We start from the raw sequence: 24,899 nt of genomic DNA on the forward strand, positions 1-24,899 counted from the left end.
GTGAGGCGTCCGCCGGGTGACCGGCGGTGATCAGGCGGCAGCACGCTGCGGAAACGCGTTTTTGAGCTGGCCCGGGAATCCGCTAGAGTTCAACACGTCGCCAGGGAGCGAAGGGGGAAAACCCCGGAGCGAACACGGTGACCTGCGGACGTAGCTCAGTTGGTAGAGCACCACCTTGCCAAGGTGGATGTCGCGAGTTCGAGTCTCGTCGTCCGCTCTGAGGTGGGGGATCATCTTCCCGAGGACCCCCCTCTTGCTCCGTGGTGGAGTGGCCGAGAGGCGAGGCAACGGCCTGCAAAGCCGTCTACACGGGTTCAAATCCCGTCTCCACCTCCAAGGACGATTAGCTCAGCGGGAGAGCGCTTCCCTGACACGGAAGAGGTCACTGGTTCAATCCCAGTATCGTCCACTGGTCCGCAAGGATCCCCGCGCGATTAGCTCAGCGGGAGAGCGCTTCCCTGACACGGAAGAGGTCACTGGTTCAATCCCAGTATCGCGCACGCAGTATGCTTCACACCTACCGCCTTCGGTGTTCGCACCGTGAACGTGGTCCCGCGCGATTAGCTCAGCGGGAGAGCGCTTCCCTGACACGGAAGAGGTCACTGGTTCAATCCCAGTATCGCGCACCAGTAGTCCGGAAGCCCCGGCCGTTTCCACGGCCGGGGCTTTCGCGTGTGCGGGCTCAGGAGGAGAAGAGCATCCGGCCGAAGCCGCCCTTGCGCTGGCCGTGCCCGTGCCCGTGGCCGCCGTGCTGCGGGGCGCCCCAGGCGGGCGCGGGAGCGGCGTGCTGCTGCGGGTAGGCGGCGGGGGCCGGAGCCGGCGGGGCGGCCGGGGGCGGGACCTGGCCGTACTGGGAGGTGTACTGGGACTCCAGGCGGGTCAGCGCCTCCAGCTCGCCGTAGTCGAGGAAGATGCCGCGGCAGCCGCTGCACTGCTCTATCTGGACACCGTTGCGGTTGTACGTGTGCATCATCGCGTGACACTTCGGACACTGCATGACCGGATCAACTCCTCGCCGTTCGCGTGGACACCGGATGCGTACCCGGTGGCGTGACGCTCACCCTACGACGGAGCCGTCGGCTCCAAGTCGGGCGGGAGGGAGGCAATTCGGGCGCATGCCTCCACCATCAGCCGCTCCACGTCATCGAGTCGGCGCCGCTCGTGGGAGGCCTTGGCGAGCGCCAGCGCGGCCGTCTGCACGGTGAGCGCGCGGGCCGCGAGATCGAGTTCCGGCCAGGGATCGCTTCCGGGCGCACCGGCCGCGGGACCGCCGGCGGCGCGGTAGGCGTCGAGGAAGCGCAGCCAGGTCCCGATGTCGAGCAGCCCGGCCGCGTACCAGGCCGCGGGGCGGGCGAGGTCCCAGGCGGGCGTGCCCAGTCCCAGGTCGTCCACGTCGATCAGCCGCCAGCCCCCGGCGGGGCTCCGGACCAGCTGCCCGAGGTGCAGGTCGCCGTGGCACAGCGCCCCGCCGGACGGCGGCGGCCCCTCCCCCCGGGCCCACCCGGGAAGCGTGGCCGCGGCGGCCCGTACGAGCCGTGCCAGCTCCGCGGCGTCGGCGTCCGGCCCCGCGCCCGCGCCCGTCGGCCCGACCGGGACCGTCTGCCCGGCGGGGATGGACAGGACGGCGCGGCGGGCTCGTTCGGCCCGGCCGCCGGACGGTTCGACCGGGAGGGCGGCAGCCGCCTCGGTCCGGGTCGGCCCGCTCCCGGAGCCTCGTTCCTGCCTGCGATCGCGGTCGGCGGCGCGTTCCCCTGCCGGGCGCTCCCGTCGCGCGCCGCCCGGGTGCCCGGCTTCCGCGCCCACGGACGCGGGGCCTCCCTGCATGGCGCGCCCCGCGACGACCGGAGCACCCGGCGGGTGCGCCACGTCGAGGCGGCGCAGGGCCCGGGCGAGCTTCGCCGGGCCGCGCATCGGGGGGACCGGGTACGGGAGGTGGTGTAGCGGGGTCCGGTGGAGGGCGGCCAGGAGCTCGGCGGCCTGCTCCCAGGGGGCCTCCTCGGGGCGGTCCGGAGCGACCGGAGCACCGTAGGGCCACAGGGAGACGGGCCGGGAGCCGAGCAGGCCGAGCCCGGTGCGCAGCGGGGGCAGCAGCACCCCGGCCAGCGCCGGGTCCCCGGCCACGCGGATCCGTACGGCCAGGGCGTCGGGATCGCTGTCGCCCGCGTGCGCCTTGGCCACGACGTCCCCGCAGCGGACCACGGTGCCGTCGTCGCGGTCCGCGAGGAGTACGTACCGCGCCGCACCGGCGTACGCGGCGAGCTCGGCCGCGCTCACTCGCTCCAGCGGAACCACGCCTCGGCTCTCCCCCGCGCTCCGCACCCCGGGCGGGTGCTCCTCGGAACGAGCGTACGCAGCACGGACGCGCTCGGCAGGGGCGGTACCGCCGGACGGAGTCCGGCGCGGCGGCCCGGAGCCCGGGAGGCGCGCCGGCGCCGAGCGGCGCGGGGGACGCGTCGAGAGGGGGCGCGTCGAGAGGGGGCGCGCACGAAGGGCGGGAAGGGCATGAAAAAGGGTGCTGCGCGTCCGGCTCCCCAGCCTTACGCGCAGCACCCTTCACCTGCCGTCCGTCGACCGCTCCCCCGTCCCCACGGGGTTCGGCCGGTGACAGTCCCGGCCCAGGCCGCTCTCCTGGGCCCGGGGCGCCGCTCAGCGCCCCAGCATCACGCTTACGGACGACGCCTGTGCCACCACCTGGTCGAAGCCTCCGAAGAGGAAGAGCAGGAGGGCGGCCAGGGGGAGCACCATGGCCGCGGCCACCAGTGGGTGGCGACGACCGGACTCATGGCCGTTGAACGCGAATGCCTTGCGTCCCTGCCGTGCGATGTCCGCCATGGTCCTCTCCCTGTCGTTTGGCAGCGGCGGGTTTGTGACCTCGGGGGACGAGTGTTCTCCACCCGCCGCTTGCTTCAACACTAGGCGCGGCGAGGGCTCCTGGCCTCATGCCTTCGTACCCATTGCCTGGCCTCCAGGAGGATGAGGAGTCCACCTCGCGCGTACTCCCCTGGGTGGAGACCCGCCTCCCGCTCTGAGGGTCTTCCCGGAGGGGATGACCAGAGCGTGGTGACTTCGCTCACTTCCGTCACTCACCGCACACGTTCGGCCGCCGACCAGGCGGTCCCAAGATCAACCGGGCGGGCCCGGCCGTCCCCCCGGCCACCGCTCCCCCGCCGTCCCGGCCCGAACCCCAATTCCCTTGGTCCCGCCCCGGCTTGAGCGAACCACCCTTCTCCGCACATGCGTCCTACCGGTGGTCCGGCGAATCCCCAAGTGGACTGCCCCGTACTGACAATCGAATCTCCCGGCGAGGGCGCGGCCTCTGAGCGCGCATGCCGGATGGTCCGTAAGCTGTGCCACGTCAACAGGACGACCGGTCAGCGGGGTGGACATGGCGATGATGCGGCTCCGGCGCGAGGACCCGCGTGTCGTCGGCTCGTTCAGGCTGCACCGGCGCCTCGGCGCCGGTGGCATGGGCGTCGTCTATCTGGGCTCCGACCGGCGCGGACAGCGCGTCGCGCTCAAGGTGATCCGGCCGGACCTGGCCGAGGACCAGGAGTTCCGCTCGCGCTTCGCCCGCGAGGTCTCCGCCGCCCGGCGGATCCGCGGCGGGTGCACCGCGCGCCTGGTCGCCGCGGACCTGGAGGCCGAGCGCCCCTGGTTCGCCACGCAGTACGTACCCGGCCCCTCCCTGCACGACAAGGTCGCCGAGGAGGGCCCCCTGACGGCCTCGGCCATCGCCGCGATCGGCGCAGCGCTCTCCGAGGGACTGGTCGCCGTGCACGAGGCCGGGGTGGTCCACCGCGACCTCAAGCCCTCGAACATCCTGCTGTCGCCCAAGGGCCCCCGCATCATCGACTTCGGGATCGCCTGGGCCACCGGCGCCAGCACCCTGACCCACGTGGGCACGGCCGTCGGCTCCCCCGGCTTCCTGGCACCCGAGCAGGTGCGCGGCGCCGCCGTCACCCCCGCCACCGACGTCTTCTCCCTCGGCGCCACCCTCGCCTACGCGGCCACCGCCGACTCGCCCTTCGGGCACGGCAGTTCCGAGGTCATGCTCTACCGCGTGGTGCACGAGGAACCCCACCTCCAGGGTGTTCCTGACGCGCTCGCACCCCTCGTACGGGCCTGCCTCGCGAAGGATCCCGACGAGCGGCCGACCACGCTCCAGCTGTCGATGCGGCTCAAGGAGATCGCGGCCCGCGAGGCGCACGGGATGGGCGACAGCCGCCCGCCGGCGCAGCGGGCGCGGTCGGCCGAGCGGCCGACCGGCCGGCTGCCCGAGGGCTACGTCGAGGACGGCGAGGGGTACGCCGAGCAGCGCACGGAGCGCCGTACCGCCGGCACGCCCGCCCCGGGACGTCCGGGCACCGGAACCGGAGCGGGCCAGGGCAAGGCGCAGCCCAGGGGACAGGGACCGCGCGGCGGCCCGGACTCGCGGCCCTCGTCCCCCCGGGGCACCGGCTCGCGGGGACCCGGCTCCACCGCCGGACGTACGGGCGGCCGCCCGGCTCCCCGTACGACGGGCACGGGGCGCCGTCCGGCGCGGCCGGACCCCAAGCTGATGCGCCAGCGCCTGATCGTCTTCGTCGTGGTGACGCTGCTCGTGGCGCTGGGCATCGCGCTGGCCCAGAAGCTCTAGGGGCCTCAGGCGTTCGAGGAGCCCTACGAGCGGCCGCCGGCCACCGCGTAGAAGGCGACGGCCGCGGCCGCGCCCACGTTCAGCGAGTCCACCCCGTGCGCCATCGGGATCCGTACCCACTCGTCGGCCGCGACCAGTGCCTGCGTCGACAGCCCGTCCCCCTCCGCGCCCAGCATCAGCGCGACCCGCTCCAGGTCCCCGGGAGCCGCCACGTCGATCGGCGAGGCCTTCTGGTGCGGGGTGAGGGCGAGCAGCTTGAAGCCCGCCTCGCGGACCGAGTCCAGGCCCTTGGGCCAGGCCTCCAGCCGGGCGTACGGGACGGAGAACACGGCGCCCATGGAGACCTTGACGGAGCGCCGGTACAGCGGGTCCGCGCAGTCGGGCGAGAGCAGGACCGCGTCCATGCCGAGGGCGGCCGCGCTGCGGAAGATGGCGCCGATGTTGGTGTGGTCGTTCACCGCTTCCATGATGACCACGCGCCGGGTCGTGGCGAGCAGCTCCTCGGCCGTGGGCAGCGGCTTGCGCTGCATGGAGGCCAGGGCGCCGCGGTGCACGTGGTAGCCGGTGACGCGCTCGGCGAGCTCCGGGGTGACGGCGTAGACCGGGGCCGGGAGCTCGTCGATGACGTCGCGCATGACGTCGACCCACTTCGCGGAGAGCAGCATGGAGCGCATCTCGTACCCGGCGTCCTTGGCCCGTCTGATCACCTTCTCGCCTTCGGCGATGAAGAGGCCTTCCGCGGGCTCGCGCCGGCGCCGGAGTTCTACGTCGGTCAGGCCCGTGTAATCGCGCAGGCGCGGGTCGTCGGGGTCCTCGACGGTGATGAGATCAGCCACAGGGTGATACTGCCTTGTCCTGGGTGCGGTGCCAACGGCTCCGCCGGGTTGCGGGATTGCGGGGGTGTCAGTCGGCCACGGGCCGGTGGACCTTCACCACGTCGCCGATCACGATGACGGCGGGCGGCCGCACCTCCTGGGCGCGGACGGTCTCGCCGACCGTGGCCAGGGTGGCGTCCACGCGGCGCTGGGAGGCGGTGGTGCCCTCCTGGATGACGGCGACGGCGGTGTCGGCGGGGCGGCCGTGGCGGACCAGCGCCTCGGCGATCAGGCCGATCTTGTCGACGCCCATCAGGATGACGAGAGTGCCGGTGAGCTTGGCGAGCGAGGCCCAGTCCACCAGCGAGCGCGGGTCGTCGGGACCGACGTGCCCGCTCACCACGGTGAACTCGTGGGCCACGCCCCGGTGGGTGACCGGAATGCCGGCCGCTCCGGGCACCGAGATGGAGCTGGAGATGCCGGGCACGACCGTGCAGGGGATGCCCGCCTCGGCGAGGGCCTGGAGCTCCTCCATGCCGCGGCCGAAGACGTACGGGTCCCCGCCCTTGAGCCGCACCACGGCCTTGCCGGCCTTGGCGTGCGTGATGAGCGCGTCGTTGATGGCCTCCTGGGCCATGAAACGGCCGTACGGGATCTTCGCCGCGTCGATGACCTCGACGTGCGGCGGGAGTTCGTCGAGGAGGTCGCGGGGACCGAGCCGGTCCGCGATGACCACGTCGGCCTCGGCGAGGAGACGCCGGCCGCGGACCGTGATCAGATCCGGATCGCCCGGACCGCCGCCGACGAGGGACACGCCGGGGGTGTGCGGGCGGGCGGCGGTCAGGGAGCCGTCCCGCAGCCCCTCGACGACCGCGTCGCGGACGGCGGCGGAGCGCCGGGGGTCGTTGCCGCTCAGTACGGCGACGGTGACGCCCTCCACCCGGCCGGTGGCCGGGGTCCAGGCGCTCGCGGCCTCGGCGTCGTCGGCGCGGACGCACCAGACGCGCTCGCGTTCGGCCTCGGCGGAGGCGGTGTCGTTGGCGGCCCGGTCCCGGGTCGCGACCAGGGCGTACCAGGCGCCGGCCAGGTCACCGTCCTCGTAGCGGCGGCGCTCCCAGCGGATCTCGCCGGTCTCCGCCATGGCGTCCACCGAGGGGGTCGCGGAGGGGGAGATCAGGACGATGTCGGCGCCGGCCGCGATGAGCGCGGGCAGCCGGCGCTGGGCGACCTGCCCACCGCCGATCACGACGACGCGGCGGCCCGTGAGGCGGAGTCCGACGGGGTAGGCGGGGTGTGCCGGGTGTCCCATGGCGGTTGCGGCTCCTGATGCGGCGGTGACGGCGGGCCGCTGCGTCGCTGGAGCGGCTGATCGGGCGGTGACGTGCGGTGGCCCGTCCGGGGTCCACGATACGACCCACCTGCGCGGTGGTCGCCTCGGGGGCCATGGCCCCGGCCGAGCCGTGACCCGACCCACCCCGGGCTCCGCCCCAGGCCAGGGGGCTCACGCCGGCGGGCTCCCAGGCCGAGGTGGCTCATGCGGGCCCTGCGGGGCTCTCCCCACCCCGCCCCTTCCCGAAACCGGGGGCTCCGCCCCCGGACCCCCGCTCCTCAAACGCCGGAGGGGCTGGATTTAGGCGGAGGGGCTGGATTCACCCGGAGGGGACGGGGACGGGGTGGGGTGTCGTCCGGGACGTAAAACGTGATTTGTTGGCGCGAAAACAGGCCATACGGGACGGAGCAGGCTCAGGGCGCCATAAATCATGAGTCCCGGACGACACCCCACCCCGTCCCCGGCCCCGTCCCCGTCCTCCCGCCCCGGCCCCGCAGCCCGCCGAGCTACTTCTCCGTGACCCCGGCCGAGTCGAACGTAGCCACCTCGTGCATCGCCCGCGCAGCACTCTGCACCAGCGGCAGCGCCAGCAGCGCCCCCGTCCCCTCGCCGAGGCGCAGGTCCAGGTCGACGAGCGGGCGCAGGCCGAGCTTGTTCAGGGCGGCCACGTGGCCGGGCTCCGCGCTGCGGTGTCCGGCGATGCACGCCGACAGCGACTCCGGAGCGATCGCCCGGGCCACCAGCGCGGCCGCGCCGGCGCTGACGCCGTCCAGGATCACCGGGGTCCGCAGGGAGGCTCCACCGAGGAGGAGGCCCACGATCGCCGCGTGCTCCAGGCCGCCGATCGCCGCCAGGACGCCGATCGGGTCCGCCGGGTCCGGCTGGTGCAGTTCCAGGGCGCGCCGCACGACCTCGACCTTGCGGGCGTGCGTCTCGTCGTTGATGCCCGTGCCCCGCCCGGTGACCTCGCCCGGGTCCACTCCGGTGAAGACCGAGATCAGCGCCGCCGACACCGTGGTGTTGGCGATGCCCATCTCTCCTGTCAGGAGCGCCTTGTTCCCCGCCGCGACCAGGTCGCGGGCCGTCTCGATGCCGACCTCGATCGCCGCGACCGCTTCCTCACGGGTCATCGCGGGGCCGGTCGACAGGTCCGCCGTGCCCGGGCGGACCTTGCGCGGGAGCAGGCCCGGGGTCGCCGGGAGCTCGCCGGCGACGCCGACGTCGATCACGCAGACCTCGGCGCCCACCTGGTTGGCGAACGCGTTGCAGACCGCGCCGCCGCCCAGGAAGTTGGCCACCATCTGCATGGTGACCTCCTGGGGCCACGGGGTGACCCCCTGGGCGTGCACGCCGTGGTCGCCCGCGAAGATCGCGACCGCGGCGGGCTCCGGGATCGGCGGCGGGCAGACCCGCGAGAGACCGGACAGCTGGGCCGAGATGATCTCGAGCATGCCCAGGGCCCCGGCGGGCTTGGTCATGCGCTTCTGCCGCTCCCACGCCTCGCCGAGCGCCTTCGCGTCGAGCGGGCGGATGCTGGCGACCGTCTCGGAGAGCAGGTCGTGCGGCTCCTCGCCGGGCAGCGCGCGGCGCCCGTACGTCTCCTCGTGCACGACCCAGGAGAGGGGCCGCCGCTGCGACCAGCCGGCCTGCGCGAGCTCGGGCTCGTCGGGGAACTCGTCCACGTACCCGACGCACAGGTACGCGACGACCTCCAGGTGCTCCGGGAGGCCGAGCTCGCGGACCATCTCGCGCTCGTCGAAGAAGCTGACCCAGCCGACCCCGAGACCCTCGGCGCGCGCCGCGAGCCAGAGGTTCTCCACGGCGAGGGCCGAGGAGTACGGGGCCATCTGCGGCTGGGTGTGCCGGCCCAGGGTGTGGCGGCCGCCACGGGTGGGGTCGGCGGTGACCACGATGTTCACCGGGGTGTCGAGGATGGCCTCGATCTTGAGTTCCTTGAACTGCTTGGCGCGGCCCTTGGGCAGCGACTTCGCGTAGGCCTCGCGCTGGCGCTCGGCGAGCTCGTGCATCGTCCGGCGGGTCTCGGCGGACTTGATGACGACGAAGTCCCACGGCTGCGAGTGGCCGACGCTGGGCGCGGTGTGGGCCGCCTCCAGGACGCGCAGCAGCACCTCGTGCGGGATGGGGTCGCGGCGGAAGCCCTTGCGGATGTCACGGCGCTCGCGCATGACGCGCAGGACGGCCTCGCGCTCGGCGTCGGCGTATCCGGGGGCCGCCTCGGTGACGGGGGCCTCGGGCTCGGCTTCCGGCTCGGGCCGCGGCTCGGTTCCGGCCTCGGGAGCCCCGGCCTCCGGTTGTACGTCCGCCGGTGCGACGGCGACCGGCTCGGACTCGGGGAGCACGAGGGCGGCGGGCTCGGGCAGGGGCTCCGGCTCCTCGGCCTGAGCCACCGTTTCTGCGGGCTGCTGCTCGGGCGCGGGCTCGACGGCGACGACGGCCACGGGCGCGGCCACGGCCTCGGGAACCACGGTCGCCTCGGGAACCACGGTCGCCTCGGCGACCACAACGGGCCCGGGCGCCGATACGACGGCCGCCTCGGGCTCGACGACGGCGACGGCGGGCTCGGCTACGACCTCCGGCGCGGGCTCCACGAGCACCGCCTCGGCGACGGCGGCGGCCACGGGCTCCGCCTCCGCCGCGGGCGCGAACCCGGGCTCCGGCGCGAGAACCGGCGCGGGCTCGGCGAAGGCGACGGGCTCCACGAGGACCGGCTCGATGGCCGGCTCGACCACGGGCTCGGGGGCGGCCACCGGCTCGGGGGCGGCCACCGGCTCGACCACGGCCTCGGCCACGGGTTCCGGGGCGTGCGCGGCCTCGGCGGCCGGCTCCACGGTCCACGGCGTCCCGGCCTGCACCGGGATCTCGACCGGCTGCTGCTGCACCGGGCCGGGCACCTGCTCGGCGACGGCCACGGCCTCGCCCTCGGCCTGCGTGAAGTCCAGGTACTCGGGCCCCGTGGTCGGCGGACCGGACTGCCGCACCGGGACGGGCATCGCCGGGGTGCTCAGGGCCGGGGCGGGCTCGGCGGCGGCGGGAGCGAGCGAGGAGGGCACGGCGTCGACCGGGACGGCGCCGGGCGCGACCGGCTCCGGCGGAACCGGGGCCTGCGCGGGCGCCGGCGTCGCGGCCGGACCCCGGTCCGCGAGGGACCGTACGACTCCGCCGGTGGCCTCGGGCACGGGCGGGCCCATGTGCAGCGGCCGCCGCACCGGGGCCGGGGCGACGGGAGCCACCGGGGACTGGAGCTGGGAAGCGGACAGCGGCTGCTGTTGCGGGGCCACGAGGCCGCCGAGGTCCAGCGCGCCGGTGTCCCGGCCGCCGGCCTCGTGCACACCGGCGCCGTACGAGGCGTCGGCGAAGGACTGCTGCCCGTCGAAGGACGGCTGCCCGTCGAAGGGCTGCCCGGCGAACGGCTGCCCCTCGAAGGACTGCTGCGGGTACCCGGCGGGCTCGTAGCCGAGCGGTGCCTCGGGGACCGGGAGCTGGGCCGGGTGGGGCTGCTGGTACTCGGGGGTTCCCGCGAAGTCGGCGTAGGGGCCGTCCGCGTACGGGGCGTCCGCGTACGCGGAGGGCTCGGGGAACTCGGGGAAGGCGGGCACCGGCGGGACGACCTGGGGGTCGCTCCACGCGCCCTGACTGCTCGGCATCAGCAGCAGTTCCTCGTCCTCCGGTTCGGCCGGGTTGTCCACGAGGTCCTGGAAGGCGTAGCTCCCGGTCGCCGGGGAGGACAGCGGAACCGGGGCGGGGACGCCCTGCTGATCCACCATGCCCGTGCTGTCCGGGAAACCCTCGCCCGGAACCTGGCCGGTGTCAGTCATGCGTACCCCTCGCCCATCGGTGTTGCCTCTTCGACTGCCCGGTCGCCCACGAGGCCTCACGTACGACCGCACGACAACCAGTAAGTATTGTCCTGCCCGTTCGCCACCGTGTCGGCCATAACCGGCACGGTCCTCTGTGGACTGCGCCACGTCGCGCGCCGGCCGGAGCCGCGTGCCCGAATCGTCCGGGCGGTGTGACGATCGGCCAGCCTACCCCGGGCTCGTGGCTAGGGTCGGTCCGGGCGGTGAACGGGGCGTTCGGCGGCCAGCAGGAACACCACGGAGCGTCGTTGTTCGGCCCAGGTGCGGGTGTCCAGGGCCACGGACTGGAGCAGCGCGCACTCGACGGTGTACCCGCCCTCGGCCAGGACCCGGCCGATGGCCTCCGCCTCGTCGCGCGTGGAGGCGTGGCTGACGATCCGTTCGGGGCGCCGGTCGGCGACGGCGGCCACCACCTGGGCTCCGCCGCCGCCGACGCGGACGACGTCGGGTTCGGGCAGGGTTTCGAGTACGTGCGGGGCGCGGCCGTTGACGACCTGGAGCTGCACACCGCGGGCGCGGGCGGCGGCGGTTGTGCGTTCGCAAGCGTGCCGGTCGGCATCGACGGCGATGACGGCGGCGCCGAGGGCCGCGGCGTCCACGGCGAGGGCTCCGGAGCCGGAGCCGATGTCCCAGACGAGGTCTCCGGTACGCGGGCCGAGCCGGGCGAGCTGGGCGGCGCGCAGCTGCGTGGACTCCCCTTCTCCCACGTCGATCTGGGGGCGGGCCCAGCCCCGTCCGGCGGTCGGGGTCGCGCTGCGGCCCAGCAGCCAGGCCGGTTCGGCGGCGGTCGCGGCCGGTCCCGTACCGCCGATGACGATGACGACGTTGGGGTCGCGCCAGCTGTGGTCGGCGGCCTTGTCGGAGGTGAGGACCGTGACCTGTTCCTTGTCGGTGCCGAGTTCCTCGCAGATGACGAAGGTGCGGTGGACGCCTTCGAGCAGCAGGGCGAGTTCGGCTGGGCCGGCGCCGGGCGAGGTGATGACGGCGACCTTGGAGTGGGCGCGGCAGACGTTGACGGCGCGGCGCAGGGTGCGGCTGTGGGCGACGACGACCTGGGCGTCGTCCCAGGGCATCCCGGCACGGGCGAAGGCGGCGGCGACGGCGGAGACGGCCGGTACGACCTCCACTTCCAGGCCGTGTTCCGGGGCGCGCAGGGCCCGTACGACGCCGAAGAATCCGGGGTCCCCGTCGGCGAGGACGACGGCGGTGCCGCGGTGGCCGGCGATCCGGCGGGCGGCGAGGGGCAGGCTGCCCAGGCGCACCTGTTCGGCGGTGGGCGGGATTTCGGGGAGTGCGAGGTGGTGGGCGGCGCCTGCCACCAGGGTGGCGGCGGAGAGCGCGGACCGGGCTGCCGCGGTCAGGGGGGAGCCGTCCCAGCCGATCACCGTGACCCGGTCGGCCATCTTCGTCAGTCTCCTGGTGTGGGAGCGGGCCCCGCCCGGCGGTGGCCAGGGCGGGGCGAAGCTTCGTCGAGGGGGTCGGGCTTGGTGAGACTACCCGGTCGTCCGGTCAGTTCCGGTCCGAGAAGAGGGCGTAGCCGTTCGCGTCGTTCGCGTGGAGGGGCTGGATCCGGTGGGCCTCGCGTGCATGGTCCCGTGCGCCGTCGCGTGCGCTCCCGCGTGCGCCGTCGCCCGCTTCGTCGCGGGGGTCCGCGTAGCCCACGGAGTAGCCGTCCGCGTAGCCGTCTCCGTAGTCGCCGGAGTACTCGTCTGAGTAGCCGGAGTAGCCGTCGTCGTCCTCGTCGAGGTCTTCGGGGACCAGGCCCCAGACGATGAGGTCGCTGCGGGTGTCGGTCCAGGAGCCGTCGTGGTTCTGGGTGCGCACTATGCAGGCGTTGCGCAGGACGCCTTCACTGATGCAGCCGGTCTTCTGGGCCACTTGCTGGGAGGCCGTGTTGTCGGCGGCGGTGCGCAGTTCGAGGCGTTCGAAGCGCTGGTCGGTGAAGAGCCAGCGGGCCACGGCGCGGACGGACTCGCTGGCGTAGCCCTCGCCGCGGGCCCAGGGGGCGGTGACGTAGCCGACCTCGGTGGTGCGGCTCCGCCAGTCGGTGTCCTGCAGGTGGACGATGCCGACGAGTCGCTGGGTGAGGAACTCGGTGACGGCGAAGACGATGCCGCGGCCCTCGGTGCGTTCGGTGTGGGCGGTCCTCGTGGCCCAGGTGACGGCGTCTGCGTAGGTGTAGGGGTGCGGGACGGAGGTCCAGGCGGTGACGTGTTCGTCGTTCATCATCTCGGCGAGCGCGGTGACGTCCTCTTCCTCGAAGGGGCGCAGCACCAGCCGGTCCGTGCTGATGGTGACGTCCGGGAAGGTGGTAGTCATGCGCAGCTCCAAGCCTGAGACCGTGGTGCGACCGTGGTGCGAGGCGACCGTGGCGCGGGACGGCATGCGCGGGGCACGCGGTCCGCAGCCGCGGGTCGTAGGCCACAGCATGCAGCATCGGCCTGGTGATGTGCAGGGCCGGGCTGCCCGGAAGCGGGCAGCGCCCGGCCCCGTACACCGGTGGGGCGTACGGGGCCGGTTGCCCGGTCCGGCCGGTTGGGGCCGGGCCGGTGGTGCGGTCCGGAACTAGGCGACGGGCTTGCCGAAGGCCGGGATGACCGAGCCCTCGTACTTGTCGTCGATGAACTTCTTGACCTCGGGGGAGTTCAGGAGCTTGGCGAGCTTCTGGATCCGCGGGTCGTCCTGGTTGCCCTTCTTGACCGCCAGGATGTTGGCGTACGGGTTGCCCTCGGCCTTCTCCAGGACGAGCGCGTCCTTGGCCGGGACGAGCTTGGCCTCGATGGCGTAGTTGCCGTTGATGACGGCGGCGTCCACGTCGTTCAGGGCGCGCGGGACCGTGGCGGCCTCCAGCTCCTTGAACTCCAGGCCCTTCTTGTCGGTGATGTCGGACAGCTTGGCGGCGGTGCCGACACCCTCCTTGAGGGTGATGAGGTTGTTCGCGGCGAGCAGCTGGAGCGCGCGGCCCTCGTTGGTGGGGTCGTTGGGGACGGCGATGGTCTGGCCGGCCTTGATGTCGGTGAGGGCCTTGTTCTTCTTGGAGTACAGGCCCAGGGGCTCCAGGTGCACGTTCACGACGGGCACGATGTCGGTGCCGTTCTTCTTGTTGAAGTCGTCGAGGTACGGCACGTGCTGGAAGTAGTTGGCGTCGACCTGGCCCTGCTGGGTGGCGGTGTTCGGCAGGACGTAGTCCGTGAACTCCTTCACCTCCAGCTTGAGGCCTTCCTTGGCCGCCAGGTTGTCCTTCACGAACTTCAGGACGTCGGCGTGCGGGGACGGGGACGCCGCGACGACCAGGGGCTTGCTCTCATCGGTCTTGCCGCCGTCGGCCTTGGTGGAGGACGGGTCCGAGGAGCTGCCGCAGGCGGTGAGTCCGAGGGCGAGCGCCGAGACGGTGGCGGCGAGGGCGGTGAGCTTGATGTTCTTGCGCACGAAGAGTGCCTTTCTTGCGTCCTGCTGTATGGATGACGGCCCAAGCACGACAAGTGCGGGCTTTCTTGGGGAAAGTTGGTTGATGTCCGGCTGCTCAGGCCCGGATCAGGCTGTCCGACCGCGCCGCGCGAGGAGGCGTACCACGCCGTCGCCGATGAGCTGGATCACCGTGACGAGCACGATCAGCACCACGACGGTCGCGATCATGAAGCCGGTCTCGAAGCGCTGGAAGCCGTACGTGATGGCCTTGGAGCCGAGGCCCTCGCCGCCGACCGCGCCGGCCATGGCCGAGTAGCCGATCAGGGTGATCACCGTGGTGGTGACGGCGGCGATCAGCGAGGGCAGCGCCTGCGGGAGGAGCACCTTGCCGACCAGGGTCGGGATGCCGCCGCCCATGGACTCGACGGCTTCGATCAGGCCGTGGTCCACCTCGCGGACCGCGGTCTCGACGAGCCGGGCGAAGAAGGGGATGGCGCCGATGGCGAGCGGGACGATCATGGCGGTGGGGCCGATGAAGGTGCCGACGATCGCCGTCGTGACCGGGATCAGGAAGATCAGCAGGATGATGAAGGGCAGCGAGCGGCCCATGTTCACGATCACGCCGAGGATCTTGTTGACCGCGCGGTTCTGGAGCAGGCCGCCCTTGTCGGTCAGGACGAGCAGGATGCCGATGGGCAGTCCGCCCAGGATGGTCACGAGGGCGGACCACAACACCATGTAGAGGGTGTCGAAGGTGCCCTGCGTGAGCAGCGGCTGCATTTCGGACCAGGTCACTTCGCACCATCCTTGACCAGCTCGGCCAGTTCGCCGTCGATGTCCCCGCCCACGTCCCCGTCCACGTCCACGTCCCCGTCCGCTGCCGCGTCCGCTTCCACGACGTCCACCTGCAGGCCCTGCTCGCGCAGGAAGCCGACGGGTACGACGTTGTCCTCGTAGCGGCCGGGCAGTTCGATGCGCATGCGGCCGATCTGGCGGCCGGCGACGGTGTCCATCGCGGCACCGAGGATCGATATGTCGATGTTGTAGGTGCGGGCCAGCTGGGAGATGACCGGCTGGGTCGCGGTCTCGCCGTGGAAGGTGACGTCGATGACCGTGTGCTCCGCGGAGGTCGCGGAGCCGGTCAGCGGGAACAGTTCGTGGGCGAGTTCGGAGCCGGGGGTGGCCAGCAGCTCGGTGACCTTGCCGGCCTCGACGATCCGGCCGTGGCGCATGAGGGCCGCCGAGTCGCAGACGGACTTGACCACGTCCATCTCGTGCGTGATGAGCAGGACGGTCAGGCCCAGCTGGCGGTTGAGGTCGCGCAGCAGCTGGAGGATCTGGCGGGTGGTCTCCGGGTCCAGGGCGCTGGTGGCCTCGTCGGAGAGCAGCACCTTGGGGTCGCCGGCCAGGGCGCGGGCGATGCCGACGCGCTGCTTCTGGCCGCCGGAGAGCTGGCCGGGGTAGGACTTGGCCTTGTCGGCGAGGCCGACGAGGTCGAGCAGTTCGAGCGCCTTGCGGGAGCGCTCGCGGCCGGAGACCCCGAGGATCTCCAGGGGCAGCTCGACGTTGCCCTGGACGGTGCGCGAGGACAGCAGGTTGAAGTGCTGGAAGACCATGCCGATGCGGCTGCGGGCCTCGCGGAGCTCCTTGCCGGCGCGCCGGCCCCGGCCGGCGAGGGCGGTGAGGTCCACGCCGTCGACGGACACGGTGCCGGTGGTGGGGCGCTCCAGCAGGTTCACGCAGCGGATCAGGGAGGACTTTCCGGCGCCGCTCTGGCCGATGACTCCGTAGACCTCGCCCTGGCGGACGTGCAGATCGACGCCGTTCAGGGCGGTGACCTCGCGGCCACGGGACTGGTAGACCTTCGTGAGGCCCGATGTGGTGATCACAGGATTTCCGTCGCTGTCGAGTGCGCGGCGCAGCGGGTGCCGGGCACGGGGCGAACATCTGGGGACGCGATACGGGGCGAACCATCGGAAATCGACGGCTTCGGCGCATGCGCGGGGCAGGAGCGGTCCGGGCGCACGAAGGTGCCGGGAGCTGCTCGGCCGGTCTCGCTTCGGGGCGTGAGACCTGGGGCAGGGGCCCTCAGAAGGCGCGCATTCGACACATACAACGAGCACCGGGCGTCATCGTCGCCTCGGTCGCAAGGGTGCGGCTGCTCGTCGTGGTCATGGGCCCCAGTAAACCAGACGTTCCCCGTCACCGATCAAAGGTGTCCGAATAGCGGACGAATTTCGGCCGCATAGCGGACAACAGTGGTCAGGCTCGATCGTCCGTCTCAATGGTCACGCCATCGGCTCCGACCAGTACGGACACGGCCGAGAGGTCCCGTACGACCACGTCCGCGTCGAGTTCGGCGGCCGGGTGGGTTGTGGTCAAGGCCACGGTGGTCATCCCGGCGGCGCGGCCCGCGGCGAGGCCGGCGGGTGCGTCCTCGAAGACCGCGCAGCGGGCCGGGTCCACACCGAGCCGGGCGGCCGCCAGCAGGAAGGGCTCCGGGTCGGGCTTGCCGCGGGTGATGTCGTCGGCGGCCACCATCTCCGGGCCCCCCTCCTCGCCGGCGGCGATGCCGACCTCCCGCAGCCGGGCCTCGGCGAGCGGACGGGTGGCGGAGGTGACCACGGCCCAGCGGCCGGCGGGAAGGGCGGAGAGCAGTTCCTTGGTACCGGGCAGCAGGACCACGCCGCCCGCCACGTCCTCGGTCTCCAGCAGCTCGATCCGGGCGAGCGCCCCGGCCCGTACGTCCTCGGGCAGCAGGTCGGCGATGATCTCCGCGGCCGGACGGCCGTGGAGCTCCACCGCGGCGAAGGCCTCCTCGGTGATCCCGTACTCCCGGGCCCAGCGCGTCCAGCAGCGGTGCACCGACTCCATCGAGGAGATGAGCGTGCCGTCGTTGTCGAACAGCAGCGCGTCGAACCGCGGGCCGAGCTTCCCATGCAGCAGGTTCATGCCTTCCAGGAAAGCCCCGGGGCAGGGGTGAGCGCATCGGGTCTTTCGGCCCGTAATACCCTCGCTGCATGCTCGACGCCCTGACGCTCGCCATCGGCGTGGCCGCACTCACCCTCGCCGCCTGGTGCGGTTTCGCCGCCTCGCGGGACCAGCCGACCAAGGACTGGCACTTCATCGGCATGGCCGTGGTGACCGTACTGGTCCTGGCGCAGCTGGTGATCGGCCTGGTCCAGCTCGCCCGCGGCGAGAAGCCCGGCCAGGGCACGGTGCTCTTCCTGGCGTACCTGGTGGGCGCCTTCGCGACCGTCCCGGCCGCGGGCCTGCTCTCGCTGAGCGAGCGGACCAAATGGGGCTCGGTGACGGTGGCCGCGGGAGCGGTCGTCCTCGCCGTGCTCGAAGTACGGCTCTACGACATCTGGGGAAACACCGGTGCCTGATACCGACACGGACGCCACGGCCGCCGCCACCCCGCCGGCCGGACGCAAGCGACTGGTGACCGGACCCGGGGTGCTGCTGGTCTGGTTCTACGGAGTGATCACCGTCGGCGCGGTCTCGCGCTCGATCTACCAGATCTCCACGGAGTTCGACCGGGCTCCGCTCGCGTACTCGCTGTCCGCCGCGGCCGCGTTCGTCTACGCCTTCATCACGTACTCGCTGGTGCGCGGCGGGGAGACGGCCCGCAAGGCGGCGCGGATCTGCTGCGCCGCCGAGCTGGCCGGCGTACTCGTCGTGGGCACCTGGACCCTGGCGCGGCCCGAGGCCTTCCCCGACGCGACCGTGTGGTCGGACTTCGGGATGGGGTACCTGTTCATCCCGGTGATCCTGCCGATCACCGGGATGCTCTGGCTGAGGGCGAAGCGCTAGGAGTCGGGCGCCAGAGGTGACCGCTAGGCGCTGACCGCGAAGTCGGTGGCCTCCTTGGCCTCCTTCTCCAGGATCACCAGGCGGACGCCGTCGGACGCGGTGCGCCCGCCGACCTGGGTGTAGCCGGCCTTGCGGTAGAGACGCAGGTTCGACTCGCTCTTGTGGCCGGTGAGCAGCCGGAAGCGGGTGGTGGCGTCGTTGCCGGACAGGGCCGCCTCGACCGCGCCCAGCAGCCGGGCGCCGAGGCCGTGGCCCTGGAGCCGAGGGTGCACGCAGAGCTTGGCGATCTTGCCGGTGCCCTCCTCGTCGACGGTGCCGCGCACGGCGCCGACGATCTCCTCACCGAGCCGGGCCACCAGCACGGTGTCCGTGGCCAGCTCGGCCTTGAGGGAGTCCAGGGACTGGGTGAGCGGCTGGATGCGGTAGTTGCCGTACAGCTCGGCCTCGCTCTGGAACGCCAGATACTGCAGTTTGATGATCTGCTCGGCATCCTCGGCAGCTGCCGCCGAAATGGTCACGCTCATGCCCATGTGCGCATGCCTCCCGCTCACCTGGTGGCCTTTTGGTCTACCGCTCCATTCCCCGCAGGGAGGGAGCCGCAACCTCTACGGCCAGCATTCTGCGCAGACATCCCAGGCATCGGGAACGGACGGGCCCCAAACTTCCTTGTGAGATACCCAACTCTCCTGCGATTTCACGGTAGGTGAGGTCCCTGGGCGAAAGAAGTGCCCTCATCAGCTCCGGACACCTTCCGGGCAATCGGGCGACCGCCGATCGGAGGGCCCGGTTCGCCTCGCCGTGCAGGAGGGCGTCTTCCGGTTGCGCGCCCGTGCTGGTACGGGTCCCCGCGCCGGGCCCGCCGTGCACCGAGGGCCGGTCGTACGGGACTTCGCGCCGGGCCCGGCGCCGGGCCCTTCGGGCTTCCCCGCGCACCGCCCGGCGCAGCCAGTCGGCGGGTTCGGCGGGGATCCGCCGGTGTTCCAGCAGTCTGACCCAGACGGCTTGTTCCACGTCGTCGGCCTCCACCCCGGTGCCGGCGGTCTCGGCGGCCGCCTCGGCCGAGAGCAGCGGGCGGAGCGTTTCGAACAGGTCGGGGAGATCAGCCTTCAGCAGGTCCATGCCGGGCGGGACGCGAAGGCCGTGCCGGGCGGTTTCCCCGCCGGGCACGGCCCACTCGTACGAGAAGCTCCGGTCGGGCGTTGACGGCCGGGTCCTCTCGTCCGGTCTAGCCCTGGTCGCCGCGGCCCGGGCGGAAGGCCTCCGCCGCGAGCAGGCCGGTGTCGGGATGGTCGGTGAAGATGCCGTCGATGCCCTGCTCGAAGTAGGCCTTGAAGGCGCCGAAGGCGTCCCCGTAGGCGGTCGGGTCGGCGCCCTTGCGGTAATCGGCCGGCAGGAAGTTGTTCTCGTTGCGCGCGGTGTAGGGGTGCAGGATCAGCCCCCGCGCGTGGGCGTCCGCGACCAGCGTGGTCGGGGCGCCGAGCTTGCCGGCCGCGTCGCGCGGCAGGATCAGGTCCATGGTCGGCCCGATGCCCTGGGCGAAGCCTGCGATCCACCGCAGCCCCTCGGGCTTGACCAGATCGGCGACCGTCCGCGGGTCCTTGGCCAGCTCGAAGTCCCACGGGCGGGTGCTCGCCGCGGAGAGGAGCACCACGCGCGGTGCGGAGACCAGCCGGGAGAGCCGCTGGATGCTGGAGGGTTCGAAGGACTGCAGGAAGAGCGGGGCTCCGCGGCCGTCGCGCCCGTAGCGGCGCAGCAGCTTGGCGAGGGGCTCCTCCAGGCCGAGGCCCAGGCCGCGGAAGTAGCTGGGGTGCTTGGTCTCCACGTGCAGCCACACGCGCTTCCCGCGCCGCCGGCCCTCGCGGTCGGCCCAGCGGAGCACCTCTTCGAAGGTGGGGACGTCCCAGCGGCCGTCGTAGAGGGTGTTGCGCTGCCGGAGGGCGGGGATGCGTTCCTTCGCCCGCAGGGTCTTCAGCTCGGCGAGGGTGAAGTCCTCGGTGAACCAGCCCGTGACCGTGACCCCGTCGATCGTCTTGGTCGTCTTGCGGGAGGCGAAGCCGGGGTGCTCGGCGACGTCCGTCGTGCCGCCGATCTCGTTCTCGTGGCGGCACACCAGGTGGCCGTCCTTGGTGGGCACGAGGTCCTGCTCGACGACGTCGGCGCCGAGGTCGAGCGCGAGCTGGTAGGACGCGAGCGTGTGCTCGGGCCGGTAGCCGCTGGCTCCCCGGTGTCCGATGACCGTAGGCACCGGCAGGTCGCGGTAACCGCCGCCCTGCCCGCCTCCCGGGCCTCCCGCGCCTCCCCCGTGGCCGCTCTCCGCCGCCGCGGCCGAGCCGCCGCCCGCCGCGAGTCCACCGAAGGCTCCGCCCGCCGCCACGACGGCCGCGCCCAGTACCGTGCGCCGCGCTGCCCCACCCTGCGTCATGAGTGTCTCCCCCTCGGACAAGGGCCGGGCGTCCCGGGATCTCCGGGGCCTGCGGCCCGAATCCGCGTGCCGATGGTAGGCAAGCTCGGGTGGCGGGCGGGGGTGCACGGGCGGAACACGGCGGAAACGTGCGTCAACACTGCGTATCCACCTCGTGAACCCGATGTGCGATCAGAGGGGACCCGCGAGTATCGTCCTCACCTGCACTACCGCCGCGTGGTGGGTGCGAGAACCTTAGCTTTTCGATGCCGGAGGGCCCACGTTGTTCCGTACGCGCCTGATCAAAGCCACTGTCGGACCCGTCATGCGCCTGATGTTCCGCACCCGCGTCGAGGGCATCGAGAACATTCCGGGCACCGGGCCGGTGATCCTCGCGGGCAACCACCTCACCTTCATCGACTCGATGATCCTGCCGCTGGTGTGCGACCGCACGGTCCACTTCATCGGCAAGGACGAGTACGTGACCGGCAAGGGCATCAAGGGCCGGGCCATGGCCTGGTTCTTCACCGGCGCCGGCATGATCCCGGTGGACCGCGACGGGGCCAACGGCGGCGTCGCCGCCCTGATGACGGGCCGCCGGATCCTCGAAGAGGGCAAGATCTTCGGGATCTACCCCGAGGGCACCCGCTCCCCCGACGGCCGCCTCTACCGGGGCCGCACCGGCATCGCCCGCCTGACCCTGATGACCGGCGCGCCCGTCGTCCCCTTCGCGATGATCGGCACCGACAAGCTCCAGCCCGGCGGCGCCGGCATGCCGCGCCCGGGCCGCGTCACCGTCCGGTTCGGCGAGCCGATGGAGTTCTCCCGGTACGAGGGCATGGACCGCGACCGCTACGTGCTGCGCGCCGTCACCGACTCGGTGATGGCCGAGGTCATGCGGCTCTCCGGCCAGGAGTACGTGGACATGTACGCGACCAAGGCCAAGGCGGCCTGACCCCCGCTACTGCCGTTGCAGTGACCGGCTGACGCCCGCCGCGGTCGTCGTGGCGAGGACCCAGCCGGTCACGATCAGCAGGTACGACAGCCACTGGTACCAGCCGTCCGGCGTGTAGGCCGCCTCCTGGCCGAAGCTGATGATCGGCACCATCAGGTCGAGCGTGTAGAAGACCGGGTTGAACTCCGGCGCCTCCCCCGGCTTCAGTTCCCGGGGCGGGTGCAGCCCGTACGCGAGCGTCCCCGTGATCAGCAGGGCCAGCAGCCAGCCCGCGGCGCGCAGCGGGCGGAACCCGTAGCCGACGGTGGCGTCCTGGAGCAGCCCCCAGAACCTCGCGACCCGCGGGAGGGTGTCGCGGTGGCGGCGCAGCTTCGCCAGGAGGACGGTCCGTGCTCCCGCCTCGTCGCCCGCCGTGCGGTAGGCCGCGGCCAGCTGTTCGTAGGCGTGCGGGAGGTAGCCCGACTCCTCCCGCGCCAGGACGGGCAGGCGCTGCTCGGCGGGGACGTGTGGACTGAGGGCTCGGTAGGAGAGTCCCGCGATGCGAATCTGCTGCGGCCAGGTCTCGGGCGCGACGTGGAGCAGGTCGAACTGGGAACGGCGCAGGTTCACGTCGCCCTGGACGGTCGGGCAGTTGCGCAGCCACACCTCGCCGGCGACGCAGCTTGAGGCACGCAGCGCGATGCCGCCGGGGTTGATGAGGCGGGCGTAGGCAAGGTTGAGCTGGCCCGGTATCCGGGAGCCGGTGAGGTTCACCCGGCCGCGGGCTTCCAGCCGCATGGCGCGCAGGTCGGTGCCGACGTTGAGGATTTCGGCGTGCAGCGCGGTGGCGCCGGGGGCGAGGAGCCGGGCGTCGTCGAAGTTGATCTGGCCGCCGACGGTGGCGCCGTTGATGCGGGTCTGGCCGTGGACGGTCAGTTCCATGGCGATGACGTCGGTCCCGATGTCGGCGTGGTTGAACTGGAGCGCCGCCTCCTGGCCCGCCTCGGCAGGGCCCGCCGTGCCGATGACCGCCTTCTGGAGGAAGAGTCCGCCGGCTATCCGGGCGCCGGCGAGGCGTACCGGCCCGGTGATGCGGCAGCAGGACAGCTTGAGCGCTATGTCGACGCTGACGGTGGAGGCGGTCAGGCCGGGCAGCGCCGAGTCGCTCAGTGACACGATGCGCAACCGGGCCCCGTAGAGCAGGGGTTTGCGCTCGAACCAGCAGGCCCGTAGCCGGATCGCGTGTTCGATGTCGGCGTACTTGAGGTTGAGCTTGCCGGTGATCCGGGCGCCCCGGACGTTCAGCCCGGGGACCTGCCCGTCGAGCGGGGCCGCGCCGCGCAGCAGCAGGAAGGCCAGGACTTCGGCGCGTACGGTCCGGTCGGGTCCCCACGAGGCGCCGCCCGTGGCCTCCTCGGCCCGGTCCTCCCGGAAGTCGACGCCTTCTCCCCGGGGGAAGGCGTCCCATACGCGGCGCTCAGCGGGGCTCAGGTCGGTGATCTCCATCGCCGGGATGGTGTCCCGCGGTCCGACGGACTGTCAACTGTGGCTGAAACAGCACCCCCTGGCCTCGGGTCAGTGCTCGATGCCGTCCTGGAGCTCCTGCCCCTTGAGGAGGAACCAGGCCGCCACCGCGGTGGCCAGCAGGACGGCCGCGCCGACGCCGGAGGCCAGCCGCAGGCCGTCCACGAAGGCCTCCTGGGCGGCGCCGACCATCTGCTGGGCGGTCTGCGGGTCCAGCGACCGTGCGGCTTCGACGGCTCCGCCGAGCGATTCGTGGGCGGCGTCGGCGACGGGTCCGGTGACGGAGGCGGGGGCGGTGAAGCCCTGGTAGACGCCGGTGACGACCGAGCCGAGCAGGGCGATGCCGAGGGCGGCGCCCAGTTCGTAGGCGGTCTCGGAGACGGCCGAGGCGGAACCGGCCTGCTCCTTGGGGACGCTGGAGAGGATCACGTCGGCGGTGACCGTGAAGGAGAAGCCGGCGCCGAGGCCGACGATGAGCAGGGCCGCGCCGAGCAGCGGGTAGCCGGTCTCCTTGTGGATCACGGTCAGCGCGGCCAGCGCGATGCCGATGGCGGCGAGGCCTGCGGTCACGATGACCCGTACCCCGTACTTGCGGGCGTACCTTCCGGCGACCAGGCCGGTGACCACGGCGCCGACGGCGGCGGGCAGTTCGGCGAGACCCGCTTCGAGCGGGTCGCGGCCCTGGACGAGCTGGAGGAACTGGGAGAGGAAGAAGACCAGCCCGGACAGGCCGAAAACGGTGAGCAGGTCGGCGAGGACCGCGCCGGAGAACCCGCGGTGCTTGAACAGTCGCATGTCGAGGAGCGGGGCCGGCAGCGTGAACTGGCGGCGTACGAAGGTGTAGAGCGCGCCCGCTCCGATGACGGCGGCCGCCCAGACCTCCCAGCCCATGCCGTGGGTGGCGACCTGCTTGACGGCGTAGACCACGCCGATGATGCCGACGAGGGAGAGGCCGACGCTGAAGAGGTCCCAGGGGCCGGCGACCGGGTTCTTGGACTCGGGCAGCAGTTTGATGCCGACGATGACCAGGACGACCATCACGGGGAGGTTGATGAGGAAGACCGAGCCCCACCAGAAGTGCTGGAGCAGGGCTCCGCCGACCACCGGGCCGACGGCCGCGCCGGCCGAGGCGGTGGCGCCCCAGATGCCGATGGCGAGGCTGCGCTCCTTGGGGTCGTGGAAGATGTTGCGGATCAGCGCGAGGGTGGAGGGCATCAGGGTCGCGCCGGCCACGCCGAGCAGGGCCCGGGCGATGATCATCATCTCGGGGCTGGTGGCGTAGGCGTTGAGGACCGAGACGGCGCCGAAGGCGGTCGCGCCGACGAGGAGGAGCTTCTTGCGGCCCATCCGGTCGCCTAGGGAGCCCATGGAGACGAGCAGGCCGGCGATGACGAAGGAGTAGATGTCGCCGATCCACAGGAGCTGGGTGCCCGAGGGCTTCAGGTCCTCGCTGAGGGCGGGCGTGGCGAGACCGAGTACGGTGGCGTCGACGGCGACCAGCAGGACGGCCAGTACGAGCACGGAGAGCGCGAGCCAGCGCCCGCGGCGACGGCCCTCCGCCCCCTTCGTCCGGGTCAGCTGTTCGGTACGGCTCATTTCTCCACACTCCGTCGTGCGCCACCGAGCAGCAACTCGATGATCATGTACTGAAAGTCCTTGGCTGCGACCCGGCCGTCCATGACGGCCCAGGCGCAGGCGCCGATGAGGCTGTAAAGGGCCTCGGTGAGCCAGGCGGGGCTCAGGTCGATCCGGATGTCGCCCTCGCGCTGGCCGCGCCGGAAGAGCTCGCCGACGCGGGCGTCGAGGCGGGCCCAGCCCTCGTTGACCTGGTCCCCCTCGAAGAGCTGGTTCTCGGTGACGAGGAAGGCCAGCAGCTCGGCGTTGGGCTCCGCCTCGGCGACGAGCCTGCGGAGCGCGTCCACGGCCGTGCCCTCGTCGAGGCGGGCGTTGTCGAAGGCCACCTCGAACTCCCGGATCCCGAGCTCCTCGAGCGCCCGTACGAGGGCGTCGCGCCCCGCGAAGTGCCGGTGGAGGGTCGCGCGGCCGATGCCGGCGGCCCTCGCGACCTCGTCCATCGTGGCGGTCGATTTGCGGGAGAGCAGGGCGGCGGCGGCGCGGAGCACCTGATCACGATCCATGGCCATGAGACAACCATAA

Annotated in this window: 21 protein-coding genes, 5 tRNA genes and 1 pseudogene; 9 read left to right on the top strand and 18 right to left on the bottom strand. The window is 72.5% G+C overall.

Annotation, left to right across the window (positions count from 1 at the left end):
- The first annotated feature begins 144 nt into the window (after positions 1-144).
- The 5 genes from ACIQV3_RS17180 to ACIQV3_RS17200 all read left to right on the top strand — a co-directional run bounded on the left by ACIQV3_RS17180 (position 145) and on the right by ACIQV3_RS17200 (position 629).
- Positions 145-217, top strand: a tRNA-Gly gene (locus ACIQV3_RS17180).
- Between the two features lie 45 nt (positions 218-262).
- Positions 263-336 (top strand) — tRNA-Cys (locus ACIQV3_RS17185).
- 1 nt (position 337) lies between these two features.
- A tRNA-Val gene (locus ACIQV3_RS17190) sits at positions 338-409 on the top strand.
- A gap of 19 nt (positions 410-428) precedes the next feature.
- Positions 429-500 (top strand) — tRNA-Val (locus tag ACIQV3_RS17195).
- Positions 501-554: 54 nt separating this feature from the next.
- Positions 555-629, top strand: a tRNA-Val gene (locus tag ACIQV3_RS17200).
- Between the two features lie 53 nt (positions 630-682).
- Here the strand turns inward: ACIQV3_RS17200 and ACIQV3_RS17205 are convergent.
- From ACIQV3_RS17205 to ACIQV3_RS17215, 3 genes are all read right to left on the bottom strand, one after another.
- Positions 683-997 (bottom strand): zf-TFIIB domain-containing protein, encoded by a 315-nt coding sequence (locus ACIQV3_RS17205; protein ID WP_403713217.1) that lies wholly within the window; start codon positions 995-997, stop codon positions 683-685.
- A gap of 65 nt (positions 998-1,062) precedes the next feature.
- Positions 1,063-2,274 (bottom strand): phosphotransferase, encoded by a 1,212-nt coding sequence (locus tag ACIQV3_RS17210; protein WP_403713218.1) that lies wholly within the window; start codon positions 2,272-2,274, stop codon positions 1,063-1,065.
- 372 nt (positions 2,275-2,646) lie between these two features.
- A complete protein-coding gene (locus ACIQV3_RS17215; RefSeq protein ID WP_330295472.1) occupies positions 2,647-2,832 on the bottom strand; it encodes a hypothetical protein in 186 nt (61 codons plus the stop codon).
- A gap of 553 nt (positions 2,833-3,385) precedes the next feature.
- Between ACIQV3_RS17215 and ACIQV3_RS17220 the strand changes: the two genes are divergently transcribed.
- Positions 3,386-4,636, top strand: a complete 1,251-nt coding sequence (locus tag ACIQV3_RS17220) for a protein kinase (RefSeq protein WP_403713219.1) — start codon at positions 3,386-3,388, stop codon at positions 4,634-4,636.
- A 23-nt stretch (positions 4,637-4,659) separates the two neighbouring features.
- Here the strand turns inward: ACIQV3_RS17220 and ACIQV3_RS17225 are convergent, their stop codons facing one another.
- The 9 genes and pseudogenes from ACIQV3_RS17225 to ACIQV3_RS17265 form a co-directional block, all read right to left on the bottom strand.
- Positions 4,660-5,472 (bottom strand): TrmH family RNA methyltransferase, encoded by an 813-nt coding sequence (locus tag ACIQV3_RS17225; protein ID WP_403713221.1) that lies wholly within the window; start codon positions 5,470-5,472, stop codon positions 4,660-4,662.
- Between the two features lie 67 nt (positions 5,473-5,539).
- Positions 5,540-6,760: a uroporphyrinogen-III C-methyltransferase gene (gene cobA / locus ACIQV3_RS17230; protein WP_403713222.1), complete on the bottom strand. Its 1,221-nt coding sequence runs from the start codon at positions 6,758-6,760 to the stop codon at positions 5,540-5,542.
- Positions 6,761-7,287: 527 nt separating this feature from the next.
- Complete coding sequence (gene cobT / locus ACIQV3_RS17235) at positions 7,288-10,617, bottom strand: nicotinate-nucleotide--dimethylbenzimidazole phosphoribosyltransferase (RefSeq protein ID WP_403713223.1); 3,330 nt, start codon at positions 10,615-10,617, stop codon at positions 7,288-7,290.
- Between the two features lie 227 nt (positions 10,618-10,844).
- The gene (cbiE, locus tag ACIQV3_RS17240; protein WP_403713224.1) at positions 10,845-12,062 is read right to left on the bottom strand and encodes a precorrin-6y C5,15-methyltransferase (decarboxylating) subunit CbiE; all 1,218 of its coding nucleotides are present in this window, start codon (positions 12,060-12,062) and stop codon (positions 10,845-10,847) included.
- Between the two features lie 304 nt (positions 12,063-12,366).
- Positions 12,367-12,978: pseudogene (locus ACIQV3_RS17245) on the bottom strand (GNAT family N-acetyltransferase); the annotation flags it as partial.
- Positions 12,979-13,224: 246 nt separating this feature from the next.
- On the bottom strand, positions 13,225-14,088 hold the full coding sequence (locus tag ACIQV3_RS17250; protein WP_403713225.1) for a MetQ/NlpA family ABC transporter substrate-binding protein: 864 nt from the start codon (positions 14,086-14,088) through the stop codon (positions 13,225-13,227).
- A 105-nt stretch (positions 14,089-14,193) separates the two neighbouring features.
- Complete coding sequence (locus ACIQV3_RS17255; RefSeq protein ID WP_382974455.1) at positions 14,194-14,862, bottom strand: methionine ABC transporter permease; 669 nt, start codon at positions 14,860-14,862, stop codon at positions 14,194-14,196.
- Positions 14,859-15,956 carry a methionine ABC transporter ATP-binding protein gene (locus ACIQV3_RS17260; protein ID WP_403713226.1) on the bottom strand — a complete coding sequence of 366 codons (1,098 nt, stop codon included), beginning with the start codon at positions 15,954-15,956 and terminating at the stop codon, positions 14,859-14,861. Before ACIQV3_RS17260 ends, ACIQV3_RS17255 begins: the two co-directional genes overlap by 4 nt.
- A gap of 373 nt (positions 15,957-16,329) precedes the next feature.
- A complete protein-coding gene (locus ACIQV3_RS17265; RefSeq protein ID WP_403713227.1) occupies positions 16,330-17,019 on the bottom strand; it encodes an HAD-IA family hydrolase in 690 nt (229 codons plus the stop codon).
- 68 nt (positions 17,020-17,087) lie between these two features.
- Here ACIQV3_RS17265 and ACIQV3_RS17270 point away from each other — a divergent pair, with 68 nt between their 5' ends.
- Both ACIQV3_RS17270 and ACIQV3_RS17275 read left to right on the top strand, forming a co-directional pair.
- Positions 17,088-17,456: a hypothetical protein gene (locus ACIQV3_RS17270; RefSeq protein WP_403713228.1), complete on the top strand. Its 369-nt coding sequence runs from the start codon at positions 17,088-17,090 to the stop codon at positions 17,454-17,456.
- The gene (locus ACIQV3_RS17275; protein ID WP_403713229.1) at positions 17,449-17,883 is read left to right on the top strand and encodes a hypothetical protein; all 435 of its coding nucleotides are present in this window, start codon (positions 17,449-17,451) and stop codon (positions 17,881-17,883) included. Before ACIQV3_RS17270 ends, ACIQV3_RS17275 begins: the two co-directional genes overlap by 8 nt.
- Positions 17,884-17,906: 23 nt before the next feature.
- Here ACIQV3_RS17275 and ACIQV3_RS17280 read toward each other — a convergent pair whose 3' ends face one another.
- From ACIQV3_RS17280 to ACIQV3_RS17290, 3 genes are all read right to left on the bottom strand, one after another.
- A complete protein-coding gene (locus ACIQV3_RS17280; RefSeq protein ID WP_403713230.1) occupies positions 17,907-18,413 on the bottom strand; it encodes a GNAT family N-acetyltransferase in 507 nt (168 codons plus the stop codon).
- 37 nt (positions 18,414-18,450) lie between these two features.
- Entirely contained in the window at positions 18,451-19,002 is a 552-nt protein-coding gene (locus tag ACIQV3_RS17285; RefSeq protein ID WP_403713422.1) for an RNA polymerase sigma factor, read from the bottom strand.
- A gap of 106 nt (positions 19,003-19,108) precedes the next feature.
- Positions 19,109-20,305, bottom strand: a complete 1,197-nt coding sequence (locus ACIQV3_RS17290; RefSeq protein WP_403713231.1) for a glycerophosphodiester phosphodiesterase — start codon at positions 20,303-20,305, stop codon at positions 19,109-19,111.
- Positions 20,306-20,618: 313 nt separating this feature from the next.
- On the opposite strand from ACIQV3_RS17290, the gene ACIQV3_RS17295 reads away from it, so the two are divergent.
- Positions 20,619-21,239, top strand: coding sequence for a 1-acyl-sn-glycerol-3-phosphate acyltransferase (locus tag ACIQV3_RS17295; RefSeq protein ID WP_267756847.1), 621 nt, complete (start codon positions 20,619-20,621; stop codon positions 21,237-21,239).
- 6 nt (positions 21,240-21,245) lie between these two features.
- On the opposite strand, the gene ACIQV3_RS17300 is transcribed toward ACIQV3_RS17295, so the two are convergent.
- The 3 genes from ACIQV3_RS17300 to ACIQV3_RS17310 form a co-directional block, all read right to left on the bottom strand.
- A complete protein-coding gene (locus ACIQV3_RS17300) occupies positions 21,246-22,724 on the bottom strand; it encodes a membrane-associated oxidoreductase (protein WP_403713232.1) in 1,479 nt (492 codons plus the stop codon).
- A 69-nt stretch (positions 22,725-22,793) separates the two neighbouring features.
- Positions 22,794-24,338: an MFS transporter gene (locus ACIQV3_RS17305; protein ID WP_403713234.1), complete on the bottom strand. Its 1,545-nt coding sequence runs from the start codon at positions 24,336-24,338 to the stop codon at positions 22,794-22,796.
- Positions 24,335-24,886: a TetR/AcrR family transcriptional regulator gene (locus ACIQV3_RS17310; RefSeq protein ID WP_403713235.1), complete on the bottom strand. Its 552-nt coding sequence runs from the start codon at positions 24,884-24,886 to the stop codon at positions 24,335-24,337. The genes ACIQV3_RS17305 and ACIQV3_RS17310 overlap by 4 nt, the downstream gene beginning before the upstream one ends.
- Positions 24,887-24,899 lie beyond the last annotated feature (13 nt).

Origin of the sequence: Streptomyces sp. NPDC099050, from assembly GCF_044759865.1 — a bacterium.
Lineage (GTDB): Bacteria > Actinomycetota > Actinomycetes > Streptomycetales > Streptomycetaceae > Streptomyces.

Coding starts and splice junctions, on each gene's coding strand:
- ACIQV3_RS17305 (WP_403713234.1), bottom strand. CDS start 24,338: ATGAGCCGTACCGAACAGCTGACCCGGACGAAGGGGGCGGAGGGCCGT.
- ACIQV3_RS17300 (WP_403713232.1), bottom strand. CDS start 22,724: ATGGAGATCACCGACCTGAGCCCCGCTGAGCGCCGCGTATGGGACGCC.
- cbiE (WP_403713224.1), bottom strand. CDS start 12,062: ATGGCCGACCGGGTCACGGTGATCGGCTGGGACGGCTCCCCCCTGACC.
- cobT (WP_403713223.1), bottom strand. CDS start 10,617: ATGACTGACACCGGCCAGGTTCCGGGCGAGGGTTTCCCGGACAGCACG.
- ACIQV3_RS17285 (WP_403713422.1), bottom strand. CDS start 19,002: ATGGACCTGCTGAAGGCTGATCTCCCCGACCTGTTCGAAACGCTCCGC.
- ACIQV3_RS17205 (WP_403713217.1), bottom strand. CDS start 997: ATGCAGTGTCCGAAGTGTCACGCGATGATGCACACGTACAACCGCAAC.
- ACIQV3_RS17215 (WP_330295472.1), bottom strand. CDS start 2,832: ATGGCGGACATCGCACGGCAGGGACGCAAGGCATTCGCGTTCAACGGC.
- ACIQV3_RS17270 (WP_403713228.1), top strand. CDS start 17,088: ATGCTCGACGCCCTGACGCTCGCCATCGGCGTGGCCGCACTCACCCTC.
- ACIQV3_RS17220 (WP_403713219.1), top strand. CDS start 3,386: ATGGCGATGATGCGGCTCCGGCGCGAGGACCCGCGTGTCGTCGGCTCG.
- ACIQV3_RS17280 (WP_403713230.1), bottom strand. CDS start 18,413: ATGGGCATGAGCGTGACCATTTCGGCGGCAGCTGCCGAGGATGCCGAG.
- cobA (WP_403713222.1), bottom strand. CDS start 6,760: ATGGGACACCCGGCACACCCCGCCTACCCCGTCGGACTCCGCCTCACG.
- ACIQV3_RS17295 (WP_267756847.1), top strand. CDS start 20,619: ATGTTCCGCACCCGCGTCGAGGGCATCGAGAACATTCCGGGCACCGGG.
- ACIQV3_RS17265 (WP_403713227.1), bottom strand. CDS start 17,019: ATGAACCTGCTGCATGGGAAGCTCGGCCCGCGGTTCGACGCGCTGCTG.
- ACIQV3_RS17290 (WP_403713231.1), bottom strand. CDS start 20,305: ATGACGCAGGGTGGGGCAGCGCGGCGCACGGTACTGGGCGCGGCCGTC.
- ACIQV3_RS17310 (WP_403713235.1), bottom strand. CDS start 24,886: ATGGCCATGGATCGTGATCAGGTGCTCCGCGCCGCCGCCGCCCTGCTC.